This window comes from Halorubrum cibi (assembly GCF_900182635.1).
Taxonomy (GTDB): domain Archaea; phylum Halobacteriota; class Halobacteria; order Halobacteriales; family Haloferacaceae; genus Halorubrum; species Halorubrum cibi.
Map to the genome: position 1 here is coordinate 325793 of NZ_FXTD01000001.1, position 19002 is coordinate 344794.

General features: G+C 70.1%; 17 protein-coding genes. 11 read left to right on the plus strand and 6 right to left on the minus strand.

Going from position 1 to position 19002, the window contains the following annotated elements; translation table 11 throughout:
- Nucleotide 1 precedes the first annotated feature (1 nt).
- Nucleotides 2-763 (plus strand): universal stress protein, encoded by a 762-nt coding sequence (locus tag FN829_RS01545; RefSeq protein ID WP_142985238.1) that lies wholly within the window; start codon nt 2-4, stop codon nt 761-763.
- Between the two features lie 31 nt (nt 764-794).
- Here FN829_RS01545 and hisA read toward each other — a convergent pair whose 3' ends face one another.
- Entirely contained in the window at nt 795-1535 is a 741-nt protein-coding gene (gene hisA / locus FN829_RS01550; protein ID WP_142985239.1) for a 1-(5-phosphoribosyl)-5-[(5-phosphoribosylamino)methylideneamino]imidazole-4-carboxamide isomerase, read from the minus strand.
- 147 nt (nt 1536-1682) lie between these two features.
- Here hisA and FN829_RS01555 point away from each other — a divergent pair, with 147 nt between their 5' ends.
- The 4 genes from FN829_RS01555 to FN829_RS01570 are packed head-to-tail and all read left to right on the plus strand — an operon-like array spanning nt 1683 to nt 6245.
- Nucleotides 1683-2930: a thiamine ABC transporter substrate-binding protein gene (locus FN829_RS01555; RefSeq protein ID WP_142985240.1), complete on the plus strand. Its 1248-nt coding sequence runs from the start codon at nt 1683-1685 to the stop codon at nt 2928-2930.
- A gap of 37 nt (nt 2931-2967) precedes the next feature.
- The gene (locus tag FN829_RS01560; RefSeq protein WP_221929817.1) at nt 2968-4776 is read left to right on the plus strand and encodes an ABC transporter permease; all 1809 of its coding nucleotides are present in this window, start codon (nt 2968-2970) and stop codon (nt 4774-4776) included.
- Complete coding sequence (locus FN829_RS01565) at nt 4766-5929, plus strand: ABC transporter ATP-binding protein (RefSeq protein ID WP_142985242.1); 1164 nt, start codon at nt 4766-4768, stop codon at nt 5927-5929. The genes FN829_RS01560 and FN829_RS01565 overlap by 11 nt, the downstream gene beginning before the upstream one ends.
- Before the next feature lie 58 nt (nt 5930-5987).
- Entirely contained in the window at nt 5988-6245 is a 258-nt protein-coding gene (locus FN829_RS01570) for a DUF7561 family protein (protein WP_142985243.1), read from the plus strand.
- A gap of 121 nt (nt 6246-6366) precedes the next feature.
- On the opposite strand, the gene FN829_RS01575 is transcribed toward FN829_RS01570, so the two are convergent.
- A complete protein-coding gene (locus FN829_RS01575; protein WP_142985244.1) occupies nt 6367-6645 on the minus strand; it encodes a hypothetical protein in 279 nt (92 codons plus the stop codon).
- A gap of 345 nt (nt 6646-6990) precedes the next feature.
- Between FN829_RS01575 and FN829_RS01580 the strand changes: the two genes are divergently transcribed.
- Nucleotides 6991-8103: a pyridoxal-phosphate-dependent aminotransferase family protein gene (locus FN829_RS01580; RefSeq protein WP_142985245.1), complete on the plus strand. Its 1113-nt coding sequence runs from the start codon at nt 6991-6993 to the stop codon at nt 8101-8103.
- Between the two features lie 62 nt (nt 8104-8165).
- Here FN829_RS01580 and FN829_RS01585 read toward each other — a convergent pair whose 3' ends face one another.
- From FN829_RS01585 to FN829_RS01595, 3 genes are all read right to left on the minus strand, one after another.
- Nucleotides 8166-8867 (minus strand): TMEM165/GDT1 family protein, encoded by a 702-nt coding sequence (locus FN829_RS01585; RefSeq protein ID WP_142985246.1) that lies wholly within the window; start codon nt 8865-8867, stop codon nt 8166-8168.
- Nucleotides 8868-8947: 80 nt separating this feature from the next.
- The gene (locus FN829_RS01590; RefSeq protein WP_142985247.1) at nt 8948-9247 is read right to left on the minus strand and encodes a DUF424 domain-containing protein; all 300 of its coding nucleotides are present in this window, start codon (nt 9245-9247) and stop codon (nt 8948-8950) included.
- On the minus strand, nt 9247-10125 hold the full coding sequence (locus FN829_RS01595) for a tetratricopeptide repeat protein (protein ID WP_142985248.1): 879 nt from the start codon (nt 10123-10125) through the stop codon (nt 9247-9249). Before FN829_RS01595 ends, FN829_RS01590 begins: the two co-directional genes overlap by 1 nt.
- A 146-nt stretch (nt 10126-10271) precedes the next feature.
- Between FN829_RS01595 and FN829_RS01600 the strand changes: the two genes are divergently transcribed.
- The 3 genes from FN829_RS01600 (at nt 10272) to thpR (ending at nt 13067) form a co-directional block, all read left to right on the plus strand.
- Nucleotides 10272-11279, plus strand: coding sequence for a S49 family peptidase (locus FN829_RS01600; protein ID WP_142985249.1), 1008 nt, complete (start codon nt 10272-10274; stop codon nt 11277-11279).
- On the plus strand, nt 11276-12343 hold the full coding sequence (locus FN829_RS01605) for a DUF4350 domain-containing protein (RefSeq protein ID WP_142985250.1): 1068 nt from the start codon (nt 11276-11278) through the stop codon (nt 12341-12343). The genes FN829_RS01600 and FN829_RS01605 overlap by 4 nt, the downstream gene beginning before the upstream one ends.
- Before the next feature lie 118 nt (nt 12344-12461).
- The gene (gene thpR / locus FN829_RS01610) at nt 12462-13067 is read left to right on the plus strand and encodes an RNA 2',3'-cyclic phosphodiesterase (RefSeq protein ID WP_142985441.1); all 606 of its coding nucleotides are present in this window, start codon (nt 12462-12464) and stop codon (nt 13065-13067) included.
- A 9-nt stretch (nt 13068-13076) separates the two neighbouring features.
- Here the strand turns inward: thpR and FN829_RS01615 are convergent, their stop codons facing one another.
- Nucleotides 13077-14360 (minus strand): hemolysin family protein, encoded by a 1284-nt coding sequence (locus FN829_RS01615; protein WP_142985251.1) that lies wholly within the window; start codon nt 14358-14360, stop codon nt 13077-13079.
- A gap of 270 nt (nt 14361-14630) precedes the next feature.
- On the opposite strand from FN829_RS01615, the gene serA reads away from it, so the two are divergent.
- Entirely contained in the window at nt 14631-16235 is a 1605-nt protein-coding gene (gene serA, locus FN829_RS01620; RefSeq protein WP_142985252.1) for a phosphoglycerate dehydrogenase, read from the plus strand.
- A gap of 87 nt (nt 16236-16322) precedes the next feature.
- Nucleotides 16323-18917, plus strand: a complete 2595-nt coding sequence (locus tag FN829_RS01625; RefSeq protein WP_142985253.1) for a DNA topoisomerase I — start codon at nt 16323-16325, stop codon at nt 18915-18917.
- The last annotated feature ends 85 nt before the right edge of the window (nt 18918-19002 follow it).

A 19002-nucleotide genomic window follows, 5' to 3' on the forward strand; every position in this document is an offset into this window, starting at 1 on the left:
GATGACGGACACGACACCACCGGACGACACGACGCGGACCGAGACCGACCGGCCCGCGGTGCTCGTCCCGCTGGCGGTGCTGGAGGGCCAGTCGCTCCCGACGGGCACGCCGGACCTGCTCGCGAACGCCCGCGTCGTCCTGTTGGGCTATCACGTCATCCCCGAACAGACGGCCGCCGAACAGGCGAGAGCGCAGTTCGGCGAGACCGCGATGGCGAAGCTCGAGGCGTTCGCCGGCGCGCTGGCGAACGCCGGCGCGACCGTCGAGACGCGACTCGTGTTCACGCACGACGAGCGGACGACGATCGACCGGCTCATCTACGAGCACGAGTGTCTCGCCGTGCTCGTTCCGAACGGCATCGAGCGCGTCGAGTCCGTCCTCGTCGCGCTCCGCGGGACGGTTGGCGTCGGGCGGAACACGTGCCTCGTCGCCGGCCTGTTCGCCGAGTCGGACGTGGATGTGACCTTATACCACGCCCTCAACGAGAGCGAGACGATCGCGGACGGGGAGTCGTTCCTGAACGGCGTGAGAGCCGACCTCGTCGAGCGCGGGATGGACCCCGAGAGGATCGAGGTCGTCGTCGAGGAGGCGGAGGCCGCCGTCGACGCGATCGCGCGCCACGGCGAGAGCCACGACGCGGTGGTCATGGGCGAGACGGACCCGTCGGTCACCACGTTCGTCTTCGGGATGCCCTCCGAGCAGGTGGCGGAGCGCTTCCTCGGCCCGGTGTTGGTCGTTCAACGGGAGCGGCCGGAGGAGTAGTCGGCGGGGAGCCGCCGCGCGCTCGACGCGATCAGGCCTCGTCGGCCGCCGCCTGCGCTTCTCGCAGCGTGAACCGGCCCTCGTAGAGGGCGGTGCCGACGACGACGGCGGCCGCGCCGGCCTCCTTCAGCGCGACCACGTCGTCGACGCTCGCGACGCCGCCGGAGGCGATCACGGGGATATCGACCGCCTCGACCACGCTCGCGACCGCCTCGCGGTCGATCCCCTCCAACCGTCCCTCGACGTCCACGTTCGTGAAGAGGACCGCGCCCGCACCGAGTTCCTCGTAGCGCGCGGCGGCCTCGGCGGGGTCGAGGCCGGTCCCCTCCGTCCACCCCGAGACGACGACCTCGCCCTCCTTCGCGTCGAGGCTGACGACGACGCTTCCGGGGTGCGTCTCGTCGATTTCGGCGACGATATCGGGATTCTCGACGGCCGCGGTGCCCACGATGACGCGGTCGATGCCGGCGTCCAACAGGCCGCGGGCGTCCTCGGCGGTCCGGATCCCGCCGCCGAGCTGGAGGCCGACCCCCTCGTCGACGGCGTCGACGACCGCCTCGATCGCGGCGGCGTTCTCGCGCTCGCCCTCGAACGCCCCGTCGAGGTCGACGAGATGGAGGATCTCGGCCCCCTCGTCGATCCAGCGCGACGCCGCCTCGACCGGGTCGCCGTAGCGTTTGCCCGTGCCGCGCTCGCCGCCGACGAGCTGGACGACGGAGCCGTCCTGGACGTCGACCGCGGGGATCACCTCGAACTCGGAGAAGCCGCTCATGGAGGGTGAGACACACGGGTGTCGATTAAACGGGTCGGTCTCGGGCGGCGGCGACGGGAAGGGGACGGAGTCGTCGCGGCGGGGCCGGAACGGCGGCCGCCGCCGACACGGATCCCTTATGTAACCACCCGGTACAACAACCAAGTAATGACTAACGAGACGGACACGATCGACGGGCGACACACGCGGCGGCGGTTCCTCGCGCTCGGCGGCGCGGCGGGCGTGGCGGGACTCGCCGGCTGTAGCGCGGAGCGGACGGGAGACGACGGGTCGGGCGGTTCCGGCGGATCCGGCGGCAACGGCACGAACGACGACGGCGACGCGGGTGACGGCGACGGAAGCGAGGATGGCGAGGACGGCGAGGACGAGACGCCGACGCTGACGGTCGCGACCTACGGCGCGTTCATCGACGCGCCCTCGGTGAGCCCCGGCGAGTGGCTCAAAGGGGAGTTCGAATCGCGCGTCGACGCCACGCTGGAGTGGGCGACGCCCGACAACGAGGTGAACCACTACGTCGAGCGCGCGGCCTCGGGCGCGTCGATCGACGCCGACCTCTACATCGGACTCACCACCGAGGACTTGGTTCGGATCGACGAGGAGCTCGACGACGACCTCTTCTCCGCCGCCGGCGACTTCGACGGGGCCGACGCGGTCCGCGACGGCCTGCGCTTCGACCCCTTCGAGCGGGCCGTCCCCTTCGATACGGGCTACGTCAGCCTCGTGTACGACGGCACCGAGACGGAGGCACCGGAGACCTTCGAGGGGCTGTTGGCGGAGGAGCACCGCGGCGACCTCATCGCGCAGGACCCCGGCGCCTCCTCGACCGGCCGCGCGTTCCTGTTACACACGATCTCGCGGTTCGGCGACGGCGGCGTCGCCGCCGAAGGGGACGGAGAGACCGTCGAGGGCGGCGACGGCGACCCCGATTACGACTACCTCGACTTCTGGGCGGAGCTCCAGGACAACGACGTGCGCGTGCTCGGCTCCTGGGACGACGCGTACACTTCGTGGTCGGAGGGGGAAGCGCCGATCGTGGTCTCGTACTCCACCGACCAGGTGTTCGCGGACATGGAGGGTGCAGACCTCCAGGAACACCGGATCCGATTCCTGAACGACCAGGCGTACGCGACGCCGGAGGGGATGGCGGTCTTCGCCGACGCCGACGAGCCCGACCTCGCCCGCGAGTTCATGTCGTTCATGCTGGAACCCGAGGTCCAGGGAGAGATCGCCCAGCGAAACGTCGCGTTCCCCGCGACCGACACCGCGGAGCTCCCGGAGGACTACGCCGAGCTCGCCCAGGAGCCGGACGAGCCGGTCACGTTCACGTACGACCAGCTCCAAGGATCGCTCGACGGATGGATCACCGCCTGGGAACGCCAGTACGTGGGAAACTGATCTCGGGCCCGTGAGCGACGGATCGCGCGGCCGTGAGGTGGCGGACGCTCCCGAGGAGCGACGGGACCCGCCCAACCGACTCCTCGATCTGCTCGAGCGACGCGCGCTGACGGGACTCGCGGCGGCGACGGTCGCGATCCTCGTCCTCGTCTTCTACTACCCGGTAGGAACCGTCGTCGTCGAGTCGGTCCTCGTCGACGGCGCGGTCACGCTCGGGGTCTTCGCCGACCTCCTGCGTGACCCCTTCTACTTCGGCGAACTGGCGCGGCTGTTCGCGGGCGAGAGTCCGCTCGCGGTCGCGCGGTCGCTGCTCTCGCCCGACCGGCGGCTCGGGATCGTCGGATTCACCGCCTACCAGGCCGCGCTGTCGACGATCGCCAGCGTCGCGCTCGGGCTCCCCGCGGCCTACCTGCTCGCGCGCTTCGAGTTCCCTGGCCGGCGGACGCTGCGCTCTCTCACCATCGTCCCGTTCGTGCTCCCGTCGATCATGGTCGCGGTGGGGTACGTCGCCACCTTCGGCCGGAACGGGACGCTCAACGCCGTCCTCGGCGCGGTCGGGCTCGGTCCCGTGGAACTCATGTTCACGCTCGAGGCTATCGTGATCGCCCACGCCTTCTACAACGCGCCGCTCGTCGCGCGGGTGACGACGGCCGCCTGGGAGGCCGTCGACGCCGGCGCAGTCGAGACTGCCCGGAGCCTCGGTGCGGGGCCGGTCCGGGCGTTCCTCCACGTCGTCGCGCCGCAGGTGTACCCCGCGGTCCTGGTGGGGGCGGCGCTCACCTTCGTGTTCACCTTCGGGACGTTCCCCATCGTGTTGGCGCTCGGCGGGTTCGAACTGGCGACCGTCGAGGTGTTCGTCTACCGGCTCGCGCGCGATCTGAACTACGCGGAGGCGGCGGCGCTCGCGGTCGTCGAACTCGTCATCTCGCTGTCGGTACTCGGCGCGTACCTCCGGTACGAGGCGAGACACACGGTGACCTCGCGGGGCGTCAGGCCGCTCCCGCGGCGACCCCTCCTCCCGTCCGCGCCGACGGCCCGCGAGCTGCTCCCCCGACTCGGGCTCGGCGTCTACGGCGTCGTCGCGGCGATCGTCTTTCTCGCGCCCATCGCCTCCATGGTCCTCGCGAGCGTCACCGGCGGGGACGGCGGGCTCACGCTCGAGCACTACCGGTTCCTGCTGGAGCGCCAGCGCACGGGCGCGACGTTTCAGGTGCGGCCGTGGCCCGCCGTCCGCAACTCGCTCGTCTTCGCGGCGGCGTCGGCGCTCGTCGCGCTGCCGATGGGGGTCGTCGTCGCGGTGATCACGACCCGCGAGTACCGCGGCCGGAAGCTCGTCGACGCGGTCGCGATGGCCCCCTTCGCCGTCTCGGGGATCCTCGTGGGGCTCGGGCTGCTCCGCGGGCTGGTCTTCGGCGTCGAGGTCGCGGGGTGGCGGATCGCGGTGGCCGGCTCGGCGGCGATCGTCGCCGCCCACGCCGTGGCGGGCTACCCGTTCGTCGTCCGGACGGTCGCGCCCGGTCTGGAGTCGCTCGACCGGTCGCTCGTGGAGTCGGCCCGCGCGCTCGGTGCGTCGCGGGCGCGGGTGCTCCGGGACGTCGAACTCCCCTTGGTCTGGCCGGGCGTCGTCGCGGGCGCGGCGTTCGCGGTCGCCATCTCGATGGGCGAGTTCACGGCGACGGTCGTGCTCGCGACCGGCGCGGACGCCTACACGATGCCGATCGCGATCGAACGGTTCATCGGCCGGCGGCTCGGACCCGCGACCGCGATGGGCGTCGTCCTCCTCGTCGTGACCGGGGTCAGCTTCGTCGTGATCGAGCGGCTCGGGGGTGAGTACGATGGGATCTGAGGGTGACTCTCCGACTCGGGGCCTCGACTCCGATCCCGACGCTGACGCCCCGGTCGCGGTCGAACTCGAGGGCGTGGGAAAGCGCTACGACGGGACGGTCGCGGTCGAGGACGTGGACCTGCGGATCCGGGAGGGCGAGTTCTTCACGCTCGTGGGACCGTCCGGGTGCGGGAAGACGACGACGCTGCGGCTGATCGCGGGCTTCGAGGAGCCCACCGAGGGACGGATCCACTTCGGCGGCCGCGACGTCTCGGGCGTCCCGCCGGAGGCGCGGAACGTGGGTGTGGTGTTCCAGAACTACGCGCTGTTCCCGCACATGACCGTCGGCGAGAACGTGGGCTACGGGCTGCGCTTCGCGGACCCCCCCGGCGGCGTGGGTCGCGAGGAGCGCGTCCGCGACCTGCTCGAACTCGTGGACCTTCCGGGGACCGCCAACCGCGACCCGGAGAGCCTCTCCGGCGGGCAACAGCAGCGGGTCGCGATGGCGCGGGCGCTCGCGCCCGGCCCCGACCTCCTACTCTTAGACGAGCCGATGAGCGCGCTCGACGCGCGCCTTCGCGAGCGCCTCCGGCTTCAGGTTCGCGAGATCCAGCGCGAGCTGGGGATCACCACCGTCTACGTCACCCACGACCAGGAGGAGGCGCTCTCCGTCTCCGACCGCGTCGCGGTGATGCGCGGCGGAACGCCCGAACAGGTCGCGCCGCCGCGGTCCGTGTACCGCCGACCCGCCTCGCGGTTCGTCGCGGAGTTCGTCGGCGACAACAACGTGTTCGAGGGGGTCGTCGTGGCTGGAGACGGTGGCGGCGATACGGGAATCGGAACGGACTCGACGGCCCGAACCGTCCCCGTCGACGTCGGCGGCGAGACTCTCCGCGTCGCGGTCGACGGTCAGGAGATCGTGGACGGGACTCCGAGTCCCGGCGACCGGGTGACGTTCTGCGTCCGCCCGCAACACCTGCGGGTGGGACGAGCCGACAACGGGCTCCGGGCCGAGGTCGAGAGCGCGGAGTTTCTCGGGGAGACGACGCGGGTCCACCTCGGGTGGGGCGGGCGGGAACTCGTCGTGCGGACCGAGGATCCCCTCGACGGAACGGTTCTCGTGGGATTCGCTCCCGAGGACGCACACGTGATCGAGACGACGTTCGACGAGTGAACGGCACCGGACCGCACGCGGCCGATACGCCTTAACCGCCCGACCACCAACGCCGCGTATGGCCTCGGAGTCGTGCGACGTCTGTGAGCGGTCCGTCAGGATCGCCGGCGGGATCGGCGACCTCTGGAACTTCGCGTTCGAGTCGACCCAGGGAATGACCCTGGAACTCTCCGACGGCTCCGAGTTCTTCCTCTGTTTCGAGTGTATGGAGTCGCTCCCGGAGGATACCGAGCCGACCGCGGAGGACGTCGCCGCCCTCCGGGAACGGACCGAGCCGGTCGAGGAGGACCGCAACTCCTTCTGGCACTGGGGGTAGTCGCCGGCGTGAACGGCGGACGGTCGGGCGAGAAACGCTGACTCCAGCGACTGCTAGGAAAACGTCGGATCAGCGGACGGCGAAGCGTACTGAAACGCGTCGAAAAACGGTCGCGGACGGTCTAGAGGCGGTAGCGGCGGCGCGGGCCGAACCGGATGATCCGGCCGAACGGTCGCGACGCGCTCTGCGGCACGGAGACGTCCCCGAGGAACCGGACGGCCGTGAGGACGACGACCGCGCCGGCCAGCATGGCGAGCATGGCGGCCGGGTACTCCACGGCGATGAGCGCGCCGGTCACGAGCAGGAAGATCGCGAGGATCGCGCCGAGCGAGCTGGCGACCGACGGCGGGTCGCTTCGAAGGACGGGCTGTCGAGTCGATGTTCGGTCAGTCTGTGACATATCTCACCCTTGGTTCCGCGCGATGATAAACCTTTCATATTCTAAATAGGTTTTGATAAATGGTAGCATATACCAAGTAGGTAGAGGGCCTGAAACGAGAGTATTTTCTGTGTAAAGTGTACCATGGTATCGAGTACACTCCTCTCAACATTCAGAAATATACTGATCGATCATGTTCCGAAACGGGGATCGACGGCGGGCTTCGTGGCGGCGGATCGTCACCGGCGTTCTCGCGCGATCGGTCGCGGTCCTGCGGGCCGGTTCCGTCCGTCACGACCGCGCCCGAGCAGGCATCAAAAGTACCATACCGTCTCCCGACTCGGTGTACGGTATCGGGTGATCCCAGTGACGAAGAAACGCGAATACCGAGACGACTACCAGGACAAGACGCTGTACATCCCGGGACCGACGGAGGTCCGCGAGGACGTCATCGAGGCGATGGCCCAGCCGATGTTCGGCCACCGCATGGACCGGATGACGGACCTGTACACCACCATCGTCGAGGACACCAAGGAGTTCCTCGGCACCGACAACGAGGTCGTGATCCTGACCGCCTCCGGCACCGAGTTCTGGGAGGCGTCGACGCTCAACCTCGTCGACGAGAGCATCCTCGTGCCGACCTGCGGGAGCTTCAGCGAGCGCCACGCCAACGTCGCCGAGCGGCTCGGCAAGGACGTCGATCGCCTGGAGTACGAGTGGGGCGAGGCGATCAAGCCGGAGGACGTCCGCGCGCACCTCGAATCCTCGGAGAAGGAGTACGACGTGGTCGCGACGGTGATGAACGAGTCCTCGACCGGGGTCCGGAACCCGATCGAGGAGATCGGCGACGTGATCGCCGAGTACCCGGACACCTACTTCGTCGTCGACGCGGTCTCCGCGCTCGGCGGCGACCACGTCGACATCGACGAACACGGCATCGACGTCATCTTCGCGTCGACCCAGAAGGCGTTCGCGATGCCGCCGGGGCTCGCGGTCTGTGTCGTCAGCGACGACGCCTACGAGCGCGAGGTCGAGAAGGGTACCTCATCGTGGTACGGCGGCTTCCGCCGCACCATCGACTACTACGACCGGAAGGGCCAGACTCACTCGACGCCCGCCATTCCGATCATGCTCGCCTACCGCAAGCAGATGAAACACATGCTCGAGGAGGGCCACGAGGCGCGCAGCGAGCGCCACCGCGAGATGATGGAGTACGTCCACGGGTGGGCGCGCGAGCACTTCGCGATGTTCCCCGAGGAGGGGTACGAGTCCCAGACCGTCGCCTGTATCGAGAACACGCGGGGGATCGACGTGGCCGGAACCATCGAGACGGTGAGCGAGGAGTACGACATGGCCTTCTCGAACGGGTACGGCTCGCGACTCGGCGAGGAAACGTTCCGGATCGGCCACATGGGCGAACACACCGTCGAGAGCGTCAAGGAACTCACCGACGCCATCGAGGACGTCGCGGGACTGTAGGGATCGACGACGCGCGAGTCGATCCGGGACCTCACGGAACGGGTCGACGGGGAGCCGGCCGTTCAGACCGCCCCGGCGAGCGCGTCGATGCCGGTCTCCCACAGCGAGAACCCGAGGAGGACGTTGGCGGTGAAATCGAGCGCGAAGAAACAGAACAGCGCCGCGCCCGCGAAGTGCGCCTTCCGAAGGTCGAACCGGTGGGAAAACCGGTGGAAGAAGTACGCGTTCGCGAGGCTCACCGGGACGATGGCGAGCATCTCGCCGGTCCAGATCGCGGTCGGGAACGCGCCGTACTGCGTGGCGAGCGAGATGGTGACGAGCTGGGTCTTATCGCCGAACTCGCCGAACGCCATCATCGCGAAGATCGGGAGGAATCCGCCGAACCGGTTCGGCACCCGCCAGCCCAACAGGGGAACCCGCACGTCGAGTTCGCCCCCGTCGGTCATCGAGCCGGTGGTCGCCTCGGGGTCCGCGGCGTCGGGGCCGGGCGCGCTCCGAACGAGCAGGTACGCGAAGACGACGAACAGAATCGCCGTCAGGGCGTCCAGGTAGATCCCTGGCAGCGCCTCGGTGATCGCCTGACCGAACCGGATCTCGAGGGCCGTCCAGCCGGCGAACGCCGCCGCGGCCGCGCTCACGACGACGGCCGGGCGATATCGCGTCGAGAGCCCGGCGATGAGCAGTTGGACCTTCTCGCCGGGGAGGACCGCGAGCTGCGCGCCGGCGGCGATGAACAGGACGGTCAGCCACGTGGTCTCGGTCATCTGGGATCGACTCGTCGAAGCGTCGACGGGGGAGATTTAGAGACGGCTAAAAGAAGTGTTTTGCGCATACGGAAACCCGATCACAGCCAGAGCAGTTGGGCGTGGCGCGTTCCGTCGAACTCCAGGACGGCCTCCTCGTCGACGAGTCCCGCGTCGACCGCGACCGCGACCGCCTCTCGACCGACCAGGTTCCCGACCTGCGCGCGGTGGAGCGCGGCGACGACCGTCTCGGGGTCGGCCTCGACGGCGTCGTCGCCGCCGTAGAACTCCTCGCTCACCGAGAGGCTGGCGCGACCGTTGTCGTAGGTCTCGCCGAGGCACTCGGCGTCACAGACCGAGACGAGCGTCCCCTCGGGCGTCTCCCGCTCGCGGAGCAGCATCAAAAGCCCTCAGGACCCTCTCCCCGAAGCTCGCGCTCCGGTTCGCCCGCGCCGGGGTCCCCGCCGCGGTCGCCCCGACCGTTCGGGGCGCGTCCGCCGCCCTGCCCGGCCTGGCCGCCCATCCCGCTCTGCCCGGCCTGCTCCTCGACCATCCGCTCTTCGGCCTCGCGGCGGATCTCCTCGGCGCGGTCGGCGACCTCCTCGGCCTGCTCGTGTTCGCCCGCCTCCTCCAGCGCGCGGGCCTTCTCCTCCAACACGCCGGCGTCGCGGTAGCCGAGGCGGATCGCGTTGTCGAAGCAGTTGACCGCGTCCTCGGCGAGGCCGCGCTCGACGAGCAGGAACCCGCGGTTGTACCACGCCTGTGCGAATCGGGGATCGATCTCGACGGCGCGCTCGGCGTGTTCGAGCGCCTGCTCGCTGCGGCCGGACTCCCAGAGCGCGTACGCGAGGTTCGTCTCGGCGCTCGCGGCGTGTTCCGAGTCGTCGTCGATCCGTAACGCCTCCTGGTACGCGCCGATCGCCTCGTCGAACTCCTCGAGCTCCGCGTGGGCCGCTCCCTTGTTCACCCAGGCCTCCTGTGCCTCGAGCGAGTCTTCCCCGGCGAACCGGGCCGCTCGCTCGAACGTCTCGGTCGCCTCCTCGAACCGGTTTATCCCCATGTACGACAGCCCGACGTCGATCAGCCGCTCGACGTCGACGGCGTCGCTCTCGACGTTCCGTCGGTCGAGCACGTCGGTGAGGACCCGCGAATCGACCGGGTCGACCGTGGTCGGGTCGGCGTCCAGCTCCTCCGGGTCGAGGGTGAACTCCTCGTAGTCTGCGTCGACGCCCTGGCCCGCGGAGAACTCGTGGCGGTCCGCGTCGCGCTCGTCGGTCATATACCAAGATCTGTCGTCCACGGCGGGTAAGCGTTACGTCGACGACCGAGACTCGAAAACGTCCCACGGTACCACGAGACAGGGTTAAATTCGCGTTTCGATCACCCGGAACCTTATGTACCCTACTCGAGTGAAACTAATCGGTAATGTCTACCAACAAGCTCTCCACGGCCATCACCCCGCGACGACAGGTCGCGGCCGTCGTGTTGGCCGCCGCGTTGCTCGGAGCGATCGTCGCTCCGAACGTCTACGCGGCGACCAACGAGACGGACGACACGGTGGCCGTCGTCGAAGTCGAAGGCCCCGTCAACTCGGCCCTCGCGGACGACGTCGAAAGCGAACTCGCAGCGATCCGCGGCAACGACTCCGTCGGTGCCGTCGTCCTGAAGATCGACACGCCCGGCGGCGCGCCGGTCGCGTCCGAACGCATGTACAAGGCGGTCCAGCGCACGAGCCAAGCGATGCCGGTCATCGCGAGCGTCCAGGGGATGAGCGCCTCCGGCGGCTACTACGCGATGGCTCCCGCCGACGACATCTACGTCCTGCCGACCTCGCAGGTCGGGAGCATCGGACTGAACGCGCCCGCCCCGCAGACCACCCCGCCCGTCTCCGGACCGAGCGGCCCCGACAAGGCCGGCGGCAACGAGATCCAGGGATGGGCGGAACAGCAGACGCTCGCCGACACCTTCGTCAACGCGATGATGGCGGAGCGCGGCGAGGAGTTCCAGATGCCGCGCGAGCAGGTCGCACAGGCCGACGTCTACCTCGGCACCGAGGCCGTCCAGAACGGCTTCGCCGACGAGATCGGCTCGCTCAACGAGGCGGTCCACGAGGCCGCGACCCGCGCGGACCTCGGCGACTACCGGGTCGACACGCGCGAGACCGGGCTCGACACCGGCCTCCCGATCCTGCTCCGCACCGACTCGCAGGTCGTCGCGGTGTACGCGAACGATCCGGGCTACGCCGACGTCGAACCGATGCCCTCCACGTACATCCACCTCGAGGCGGTTCCGCACGTCGACACGGTCGAGCGGTTCGCGCGGAGCGACCTCGGCGTCGACGCCGGAGGCGACGGAACCGCCGGAACCGCCACCGGGAACGGCCCCGACGCGAACGACACCGCGGCCGCCCTCAACGGGGGTGTCTCCGCGTGAGCCGAGCCGTCACCCTCGCGGTCGCGTTCCTCGTGACGTTCGCGACGATCGCCGGCGGGTCGGCGCTCGCCGGCTACGTGACCGCCGACGGCGCGGCTCCCGCCCCGGAGATCGAAAACGAGCACTTCCGGTCGACGGACGTGATCAAAGACGACGATCCGGGTGAGGCGACCGTCGAACTGTCGAGCGACGCGGAGTCGCAGACGGTCCTCATCGATCCCGGCGTCCAGGCGGCGGGCGGCGGCGTCGCGGTCAACCCGCTGTCGCTCATCGGGATGGCCGGCGGCGGCGTCGCCGACCGGGACATCCGCCCGCTGGCGAACGCCCTCATCGAGAACGGCCACGACGTCCGGGTGTACACGCCGGATTCGAGCGCGTCTCAGTTCCCGAGCCAGCCGGGAGCGTCCGGCCCCACGCCGCTCGGCGAGGACCTCGCCGAGGCGGACGCGTTCGTCACGTTCCGGAGCAATTACGAGGCGGACGAGCTCGAGGACATCGAGACGTTCGTCGAGGCGGACGGTCGGATGATCCTGGCGACCGAGCCCGACGCGGCGTTCAGCCAGCCGGGTCCGACGTCGCTCGACGCCACCCTCGGGACCACCACCGAGCCCGGCTACGTGTACAACATGGCCGAGAACGACCTGAACTACCAGCGGGTGTACGCGGAGCCGACCGGCGACTCCGCGCTGACCGAGGGGGTCGACCGCGCGATGTTCTCGACGGTGACGCCCGTCGGGACGGCCGCCGAGGGCGGTGACGAGTTCCGGCCGATCGACGGCAGCGAGCTGTCGACGACGCGCTCTTCGACCGACGCGCCGCTTCTCGTCCGCGACGGCGGCGTCGTCGTGGTCGGCGATAGCGACTTCCTCTCGCCGGAGAACGCCGCGCGCGCCGACAACGACGTGCTGATCGGGAACCTGGCGGACTTCCTCGTGGAGAACGACCGGGACCCGGAGACGCAGCCGCCGCAGACGGAATCGGAGGGGCCGACGGGCCCGACCGCGCCGACGCAGCCCACGCAGCCGACCCAACCGCCGACGAACGCGACGAACACGACGGCCTGAGGCGGTCGTCGTCCGGAGCGTCGTCGAACCACACGGCAGGACCTTTTTTCGGCCGAACGGCACCGGGAGCGTCGGCTCGGCGGAAGCCATGAGTCCCCGGCGACCGTATCTCCCGTTCATGTCGCCGTCTCCGTCACCGTCCTCGTCATCCCCGTCGTCCGTCCGGGCGTTCTTCGCCGTCGAGCTGCCCGACGGCCTCGCGGAGCCGATCGCCGACCTCCAGTCGGCGTTCGCGGACGCGCCGGGGATCCGGTTCACGGACCCGGAGCAGGCGCACCTCACGCTGAAGTTCCTCGGCGACGTCGCCGCCGGCGACCTGGAGGACGTGCGCGCCGCCGGCGAGCGCGCGGTCGAGGACGCCGGCGTCGGCCCGTTCGACTGTACGGTCGAGGGACTCGGCGTCTTCCCCTCGCTCGAGTACGTCTCCGTCGTCTGGGCGGGGATCGGGGAGGAGACGGAGGCGCTGACCCGCCTCCACGAGGCGTTGGAGGCGGAGACGACCGCGCTCGGGTTCGAGCCGGAATCCCACGAGTTCACGCCGCACGTCACCCTCGCGCGGACGGACGACGGCCGCGGGAAGGGACTCGCGCGGGAGGTCGTCCGCGAGCGCGACCCCGAACTCGGGGCGTTCGAGGTCGAGGAAGTCCGGCTGATCGAGTCGACGCCCACGGAGGACGGCCCGGTCTACGAGCCGATCGAGACGTTCGCGCTCGGGTCCGGGTGACGCCGAGGGTCAGGACGAGCCCGCGTCGGGTTCGCCCTCGCCGGGACCCGCGACCGGGTGTTCGACGCGGACCCGCGTCACGCGCGTCGGGGTCGCGTCGGCGACGACGAGGGTGACCTCGCCGACCGCGACGCGGTCGCCCTCCTCCGGGAGACGGCCGACCCGCTCCGTGATCAGCCCGGCGACCGTCTCGAACCCGCCGTCGATCGGCAGCGAGAGCCCGAGCGCGTCGTTGAGGTACGCCACGGTGGTCCAGCCGCGCGCGACCGCGACGCCCGGCTCGAGGACGTCGACGTGGTCGGTCTCGCCGCGCCCGACCAGCTCGCCGACCACCTCCTCGAGCACGTCCTCGAGCGTCGCGAGCCCGACGACTGCGCCGAACTCGTCGACGACAACGACCATCCGCGCGCCGCTCTCGCGCATCTCCGCGAACAGCTCGTCGACCGGTTTCGTCTCGGGGACGAACGTCGGCTCCGTGAGGACGCTCGCGAGCCCCTCGTCCGCCTCGTCGGCGCGGATCGCGTCGCGGACGTCGACGATCCCCACCACGTCGTCGCGGTTCTCGCCGTAGACGGGCAGCCGGGTGACGTGCGCCGCCGTGGCCGCCGAGACGACCTCGCGGGGCGTCGCCGTGTCGGGGACCGCGACCATGTCGGTTCGGGGGACCATCACGGCGGTGACGCGGGTCGCGCCCAGGTCGAGGACGCCGCGGATCATCGCGCCCTCGTCGGGGTCGAGCGCGCCGGTCTCCTCGCCCGAGAGCACGAGCGTCTGGATCTCCTCGCGGCTCAGGTACGATTCGATGGCCGTGTCGCCGCCGACGACGCGGGTGACGAGCCCGCTCGCGGCCTCGAAGACGTAGAGGATCGGCCGGAGGAGCCGCTGAACCGCGACGACCGGGCGGGCGACCCGGAGCGCGTGCCGCTCGGCGTTCGCGACCGCGTACGACTTCGGCGCGATCTCGCCGAAGACGATGACGAAAAACGAGGTGAAGACGGTGGAGCCGGTCGCGGCCTGTCCGGCCGGGAGGTACTGGACGAGCACCGCGGTCGCGACGGAGGCGGCCGCGATGTTCGCGACGTTGTTGCTCACGAGCGCGGTGACGAGGAAGCGGTGCGGGTTCTCCCGGAGCGACGCGAGCGCCGCGCTTCCGGGGATCCCGTCGGCGACGAGCGCGTCGACGCGGTGTTTCGCGACCGAGAACACGGCGAGTTCCGAACTCGAGAAGAAGGCGCTGATCCCGGTCAGTGCGAGGATCGCGGCGGCCCCGAGAAACGAGAGCGTGAGGTCCATACCCCCACATGCGCGCCGACCCGAAAGGGTGTATCGGCGACGCCCCGCGAGGGAGATCGTCGCGACGAGGCACCGCCGCCCCCGACGACCCGGCGCTCGGTCCGTGACGGCCAGTCCGCGGCGGTACGCACGGACGAGGTGGTTCCATCCGAAACGAGGGGATGAATACCCACGATCGCGGATCGAAAGTGACACACGAAGGAGGGTTCGGGAGCGGAAAAACGGCGCGATGAAGAAAGCGTTAACACCGCGCCGAGGGTCGGTACGGACATGAAGGTACTCGTCACGGACCCGATCGCCGACCCGGGCCTTGAGCGGCTCCGGGAGGCCGGCCACGAGGTGGAGACCGACTACGACGTCGAGGGCGAGGCGCTCTTGGACGCCGTGAGCGACGCCAACGCGCTGGTCGTTCGCTCGGGGACGGACGTCTCCCGCGAGGTGTTCGAGGCCGCGGAGGACCTCGTCATCGTCGGCCGCGCCGGCATCGGCGTCGACAACATCGACATCGACGCCGCGACCGACCACGGCGTCATCGTCGCCAACGCCCCGGAGGGGAACGTCCGGGCCGCCGCCGAGCACACGGTCGCGATGACGTTCGCCGTCGCGCGGTCGATCCCGCAGGCGCACGGCCGGCTGAAGGGCGGCGAGTGGGCGAAAGGCGAGTTCCTCGGCACGGAACTCAACAACAAGACGCTCGGCATCGTCGGGCTCGGCCGCGTCGGCCAGGAGGTCGCGAAGCGGCTCGACTCGCTGGGGATGGATCTGGTCGTCTACGACCCGTACATCTCCGAGGAGCGCGCGGCGCAGTTCGGCGCGGACCTCGTCGACGACCTCCACGAGACGCTCTCACGCGCCGACGTGGCGACGGTCCACACTCCGCTCCTCCCCGAGACCGAGGGCATGATCGGCGAGGACGAACTGGCACAGCTGGAGGGCGGCTACCTGATCAACTGCGCCCGCGGCGGCATCGTCGACGAGGACGCGCTCGCCGAGGCAGTCGACGACGGCGTCGTCGCCGGCGCCGCGCTCGACTCCTTCGCCGAGGAGCCGCTGCCGGACGACTCCCCGCTCCTCGACGTCGAGGACGTGGTCGTCACGCCGCACCTCGGCGCGTCGACGGAGGCCGCCCAGGAGAACGTCGCCGTCGACACCGCCGAGGCCGTGATCGCGGCGTTCAACGGCGAGCCGGTGCTCACGGCGCTCAACGCGCCCTCGGTCGACGAGACGGCGTTCCCGCGAATCGAGCCGTACATCGCCGTCGCGGAGACCGCCGGCAAGGTCGCGGCCCAGCTGCTCGACGGCCGGATCACGGGCGTCGAGGTGACCTACGAGGGCGACATCGCCGCCGAGGACGTCGAGCTCGTCACGGCATCGGCGCTGAAGGGCGTCTTCGAGCCGCTCGAGTGGCAGGTGAACGCGGTCAACGCCCCGCGGCTCGCCGAGGAGCGCGGCATCGAGGTGACCGAGTCGAAGACTCGCCAGACCGAGGACTTCCAGAGCGTCGTCCGGGTCACGGTTCACAACGGCGACGACCAGCTCTCCGTCGAGGGGACGCTGTTCGCGGGCGAGGACCCGCGGATCGTCCGGATCGACGGCTTCCGCGTCGACGCCGTCCCGTACGGCCACATGCTCGTCGCGCGTAACACCGACGAGCCGGGCGTCATCGGCCTCATCGGAACCGTCCTCGGCGACCACGACGTCAACATCGCGGGGATGTTCAACGCCCGCGAGACCCAGGGCGGACAGGCGCTGACGGTGTACAACCTCGACCACCCGATCCCCGACGCGGCGCTCGAGGCGCTGCTCGCGGACGATCGGATCGTCGAAGTGACCGAGATCACCCTCGACGGCGCGGACGAGCGGAACGCGGAGTAGCCGACCGGCGTCGTCGGGGGCGCGTGCGAGGAGTTCGCAAGGCGCGTCGCGAAAACTTTAGACGCGAGAGCGGCGTACCCAGTCGCAATGAGTCGCGGCCCCGAACTGATAATCACGGAGAAGGACAACGCCGCCCGACGGATCGCCGAGATCCTGAGCGGCGGCTCCGCGACCGCGGAGCGGAGAAACGACGTCAACGTGTACAAGTGGGGCGGCAAGCGGTGTATCGGCCTCTCGGGCCACGTCGTCGGCGTCGACTTCCCGCCGGAGTACAGCGACTGGCGCGACGTCGAGCCCGTCGAGCTGATCGACGCGCCGGTCCGCAAGACGCCGACCCAGGAGGGGATCGTGAGCGCGCTCCGGACGATCGCGCGAAACGCTTCCCGCGTGACGATCGCCACCGACTACGACCGCGAGGGGGAGCTGATCGGCAAGGAGGCGTACGAACTGGTCCGGGAGGTCAACGAGGACGCGCCGATCGACCGCGTGCGGTTCTCCTCGATCACGGAAAACGAAGTGAAAGAGGCCTTCGCGGACCCCGACGACCTCGACTTCGACCTCGCAGCCGCCGGCGAGGCCCGCCAGGTGATCGACCTCACGTGGGGGGCGGCGCTCACTCGTTTCCTCTCCTTATCCGCCCGCCAACTGGGCAACGACTTCATCTCGGTCGGGCGGGTCCAGGGACCGACGCTCAAGCTGATCGTCGATCGCGAGCGCGAGATCCGCGCGTTCGACCCGGAGGCGTACTGGGAGCTGTTCGGCGACCTCTCGAAGGCGGGCGGCGACCCCTTCGAGGCGCAGTACTTCTTCGAGAACGACGCGGGCAACGAGGCCGAACGGGTGTGGAACGAGTCGGTCGCCGACACGCTCACGGAGGCGCTCGCGGCCGCCGAGGACGCCGTGGTCGACGACGTGCGCCGCCGCACGCGGACCGACGAGCCGCCGACCCCGTTCAACACGACCGCGTACATCCGCGCGGCGGGGTCGCTCGGCTACTCCGCCCAGCGCGCGATGTCGATCGCCGAGGAGCTGTACACCGCCGGCTACGTCACCTACCCGCGGACCGACAACACGGTGTACCCCGACGACCTCGAGCCGCGCGAGCTGCTCGAGGCGCTGTCGGCCGACGCGGCCTTCGGCGACGATGCCTCTTCCCTCCTCGAACGCGAGGAGATCGAGCCCACGGAGGGCGACGAGGAGACCACCGACCACCCGCCGATCCACCCGACCGGCGACTTACCCGGCGCGTCGGACCTCGACGACGACGAGCGGGAGGTGTACGAGCTCATCGTTCGCCGCTTCCTGGCCACCTGCGCGCCGGCCGCCGAGTGGGAGCGGCTGCGCGTCGTCGCGCTCGCGAACGGCGAGGCGACCGCGATCGCGGCCGAGGCCGACCCGGTCGCCGCGCTCCGGAACCCCGAGGACGCCGAGGGGACTCCCGAACTGGCCGCCGACGGCGGGCTCCGCCTGAAGGCGAACGGCAAGCGCCTGCTGGAGGCCGGCTACCACGAGGTGTATCCCTACCGCTCCAGCGACGAGCGGATCGTCCCGGACGTCGAGGTCGGCGAGACGCTGGCGCTCTCGGGCCGCCGGACGGAGGCCAAGGAGACCCAGCCGCCCCGCCGGTACGGCCAGTCGCGGCTGATCGAGGAGATGGAGAAACGCGGCGTGGGGACCAAAGCCACCAGACACCGCACCCTCGAGAAGCTGTACGACCGCGGCTACGTCGAGAGCGACCCGCCACGGCCGACCCGGCTCGCCGAGTCGGTCGTCGAGGCCGCGGAGGGGTTCGCCGAACACGTCGTGAGCGAGGAGATGACCGCCCAGCTCGAACGCGACATGCAGGCGATCGCTGCCGGTGAGAAGGGTTACGACGACGTGACCGCCGCCTCCCGCGAGCTGCTCGAGCGCGTCTTCGATGACCTCACCGAGTCGCGCGAGGCGATCGGCGACCAACTCCAGGAGTCGCTGAAGGCGGACAAGACGCTCGGACCCTGTCCGGAGTGCGGCTCGGACCTCCTCGTCAGGCAGTCGCGAGCGGGCTCGTACTTCGTCGGTTGTGACGGCTATCCCGACTGCGAGTTCACCCTCCCGCTCCCCTCCACCGGGAAGCCGCTCATACTCGAGGAGACCTGCGAGGACCACGACCTCCACCACGTGAAGATGCTCGCGGGCCGGAAGACGTTCGTCCACGGCTGTCCTCAATGTAAGGCCGACGAGGCGGACGAGGCCGACGACGAGGTGATCGGGGCGTGTCCGGAGTGCGGTGACGACCACGGCGGGGAGTTGGCGATCAAGCGGCTCCGTTCGGGTTCGCGGCTGGTCGGCTGTACGCGCTACCCGGACTGTGACTACTCGCTGCCGCTGCCCCGCCGCGGCGAGATCGAGGTGACGGACGAGCGGTGTGAGGAGCACGACCTCCCGCACCTCCGGGTCCACTCCGGGGACGAACCGTGGGAGCTCGGCTGTCCGATCTGTAACTACCGGGAGTTCCGGGCGCGCGAGGAGGGATCCGAGCTCCAGACCGTCGAGGGCATCGGCGAGAAGACGGCCGAGAAACTACACGGCGCGGGGATCGGAGGGGTCGACGAGCTCAAATCGGCCGACCCCGACGAGCTCGCCGGCGACGTCGACGGCGTCGGCCCGGACACCGTCCGCGACTGGCAGGCGAAAGCCGACTGATCGGGGCGGACGACCGGATGGCCCGGTCGGACCGGCTCACCGACGGGATCGCTCGGACGAACACGCATTCATATACGTCCGGGCG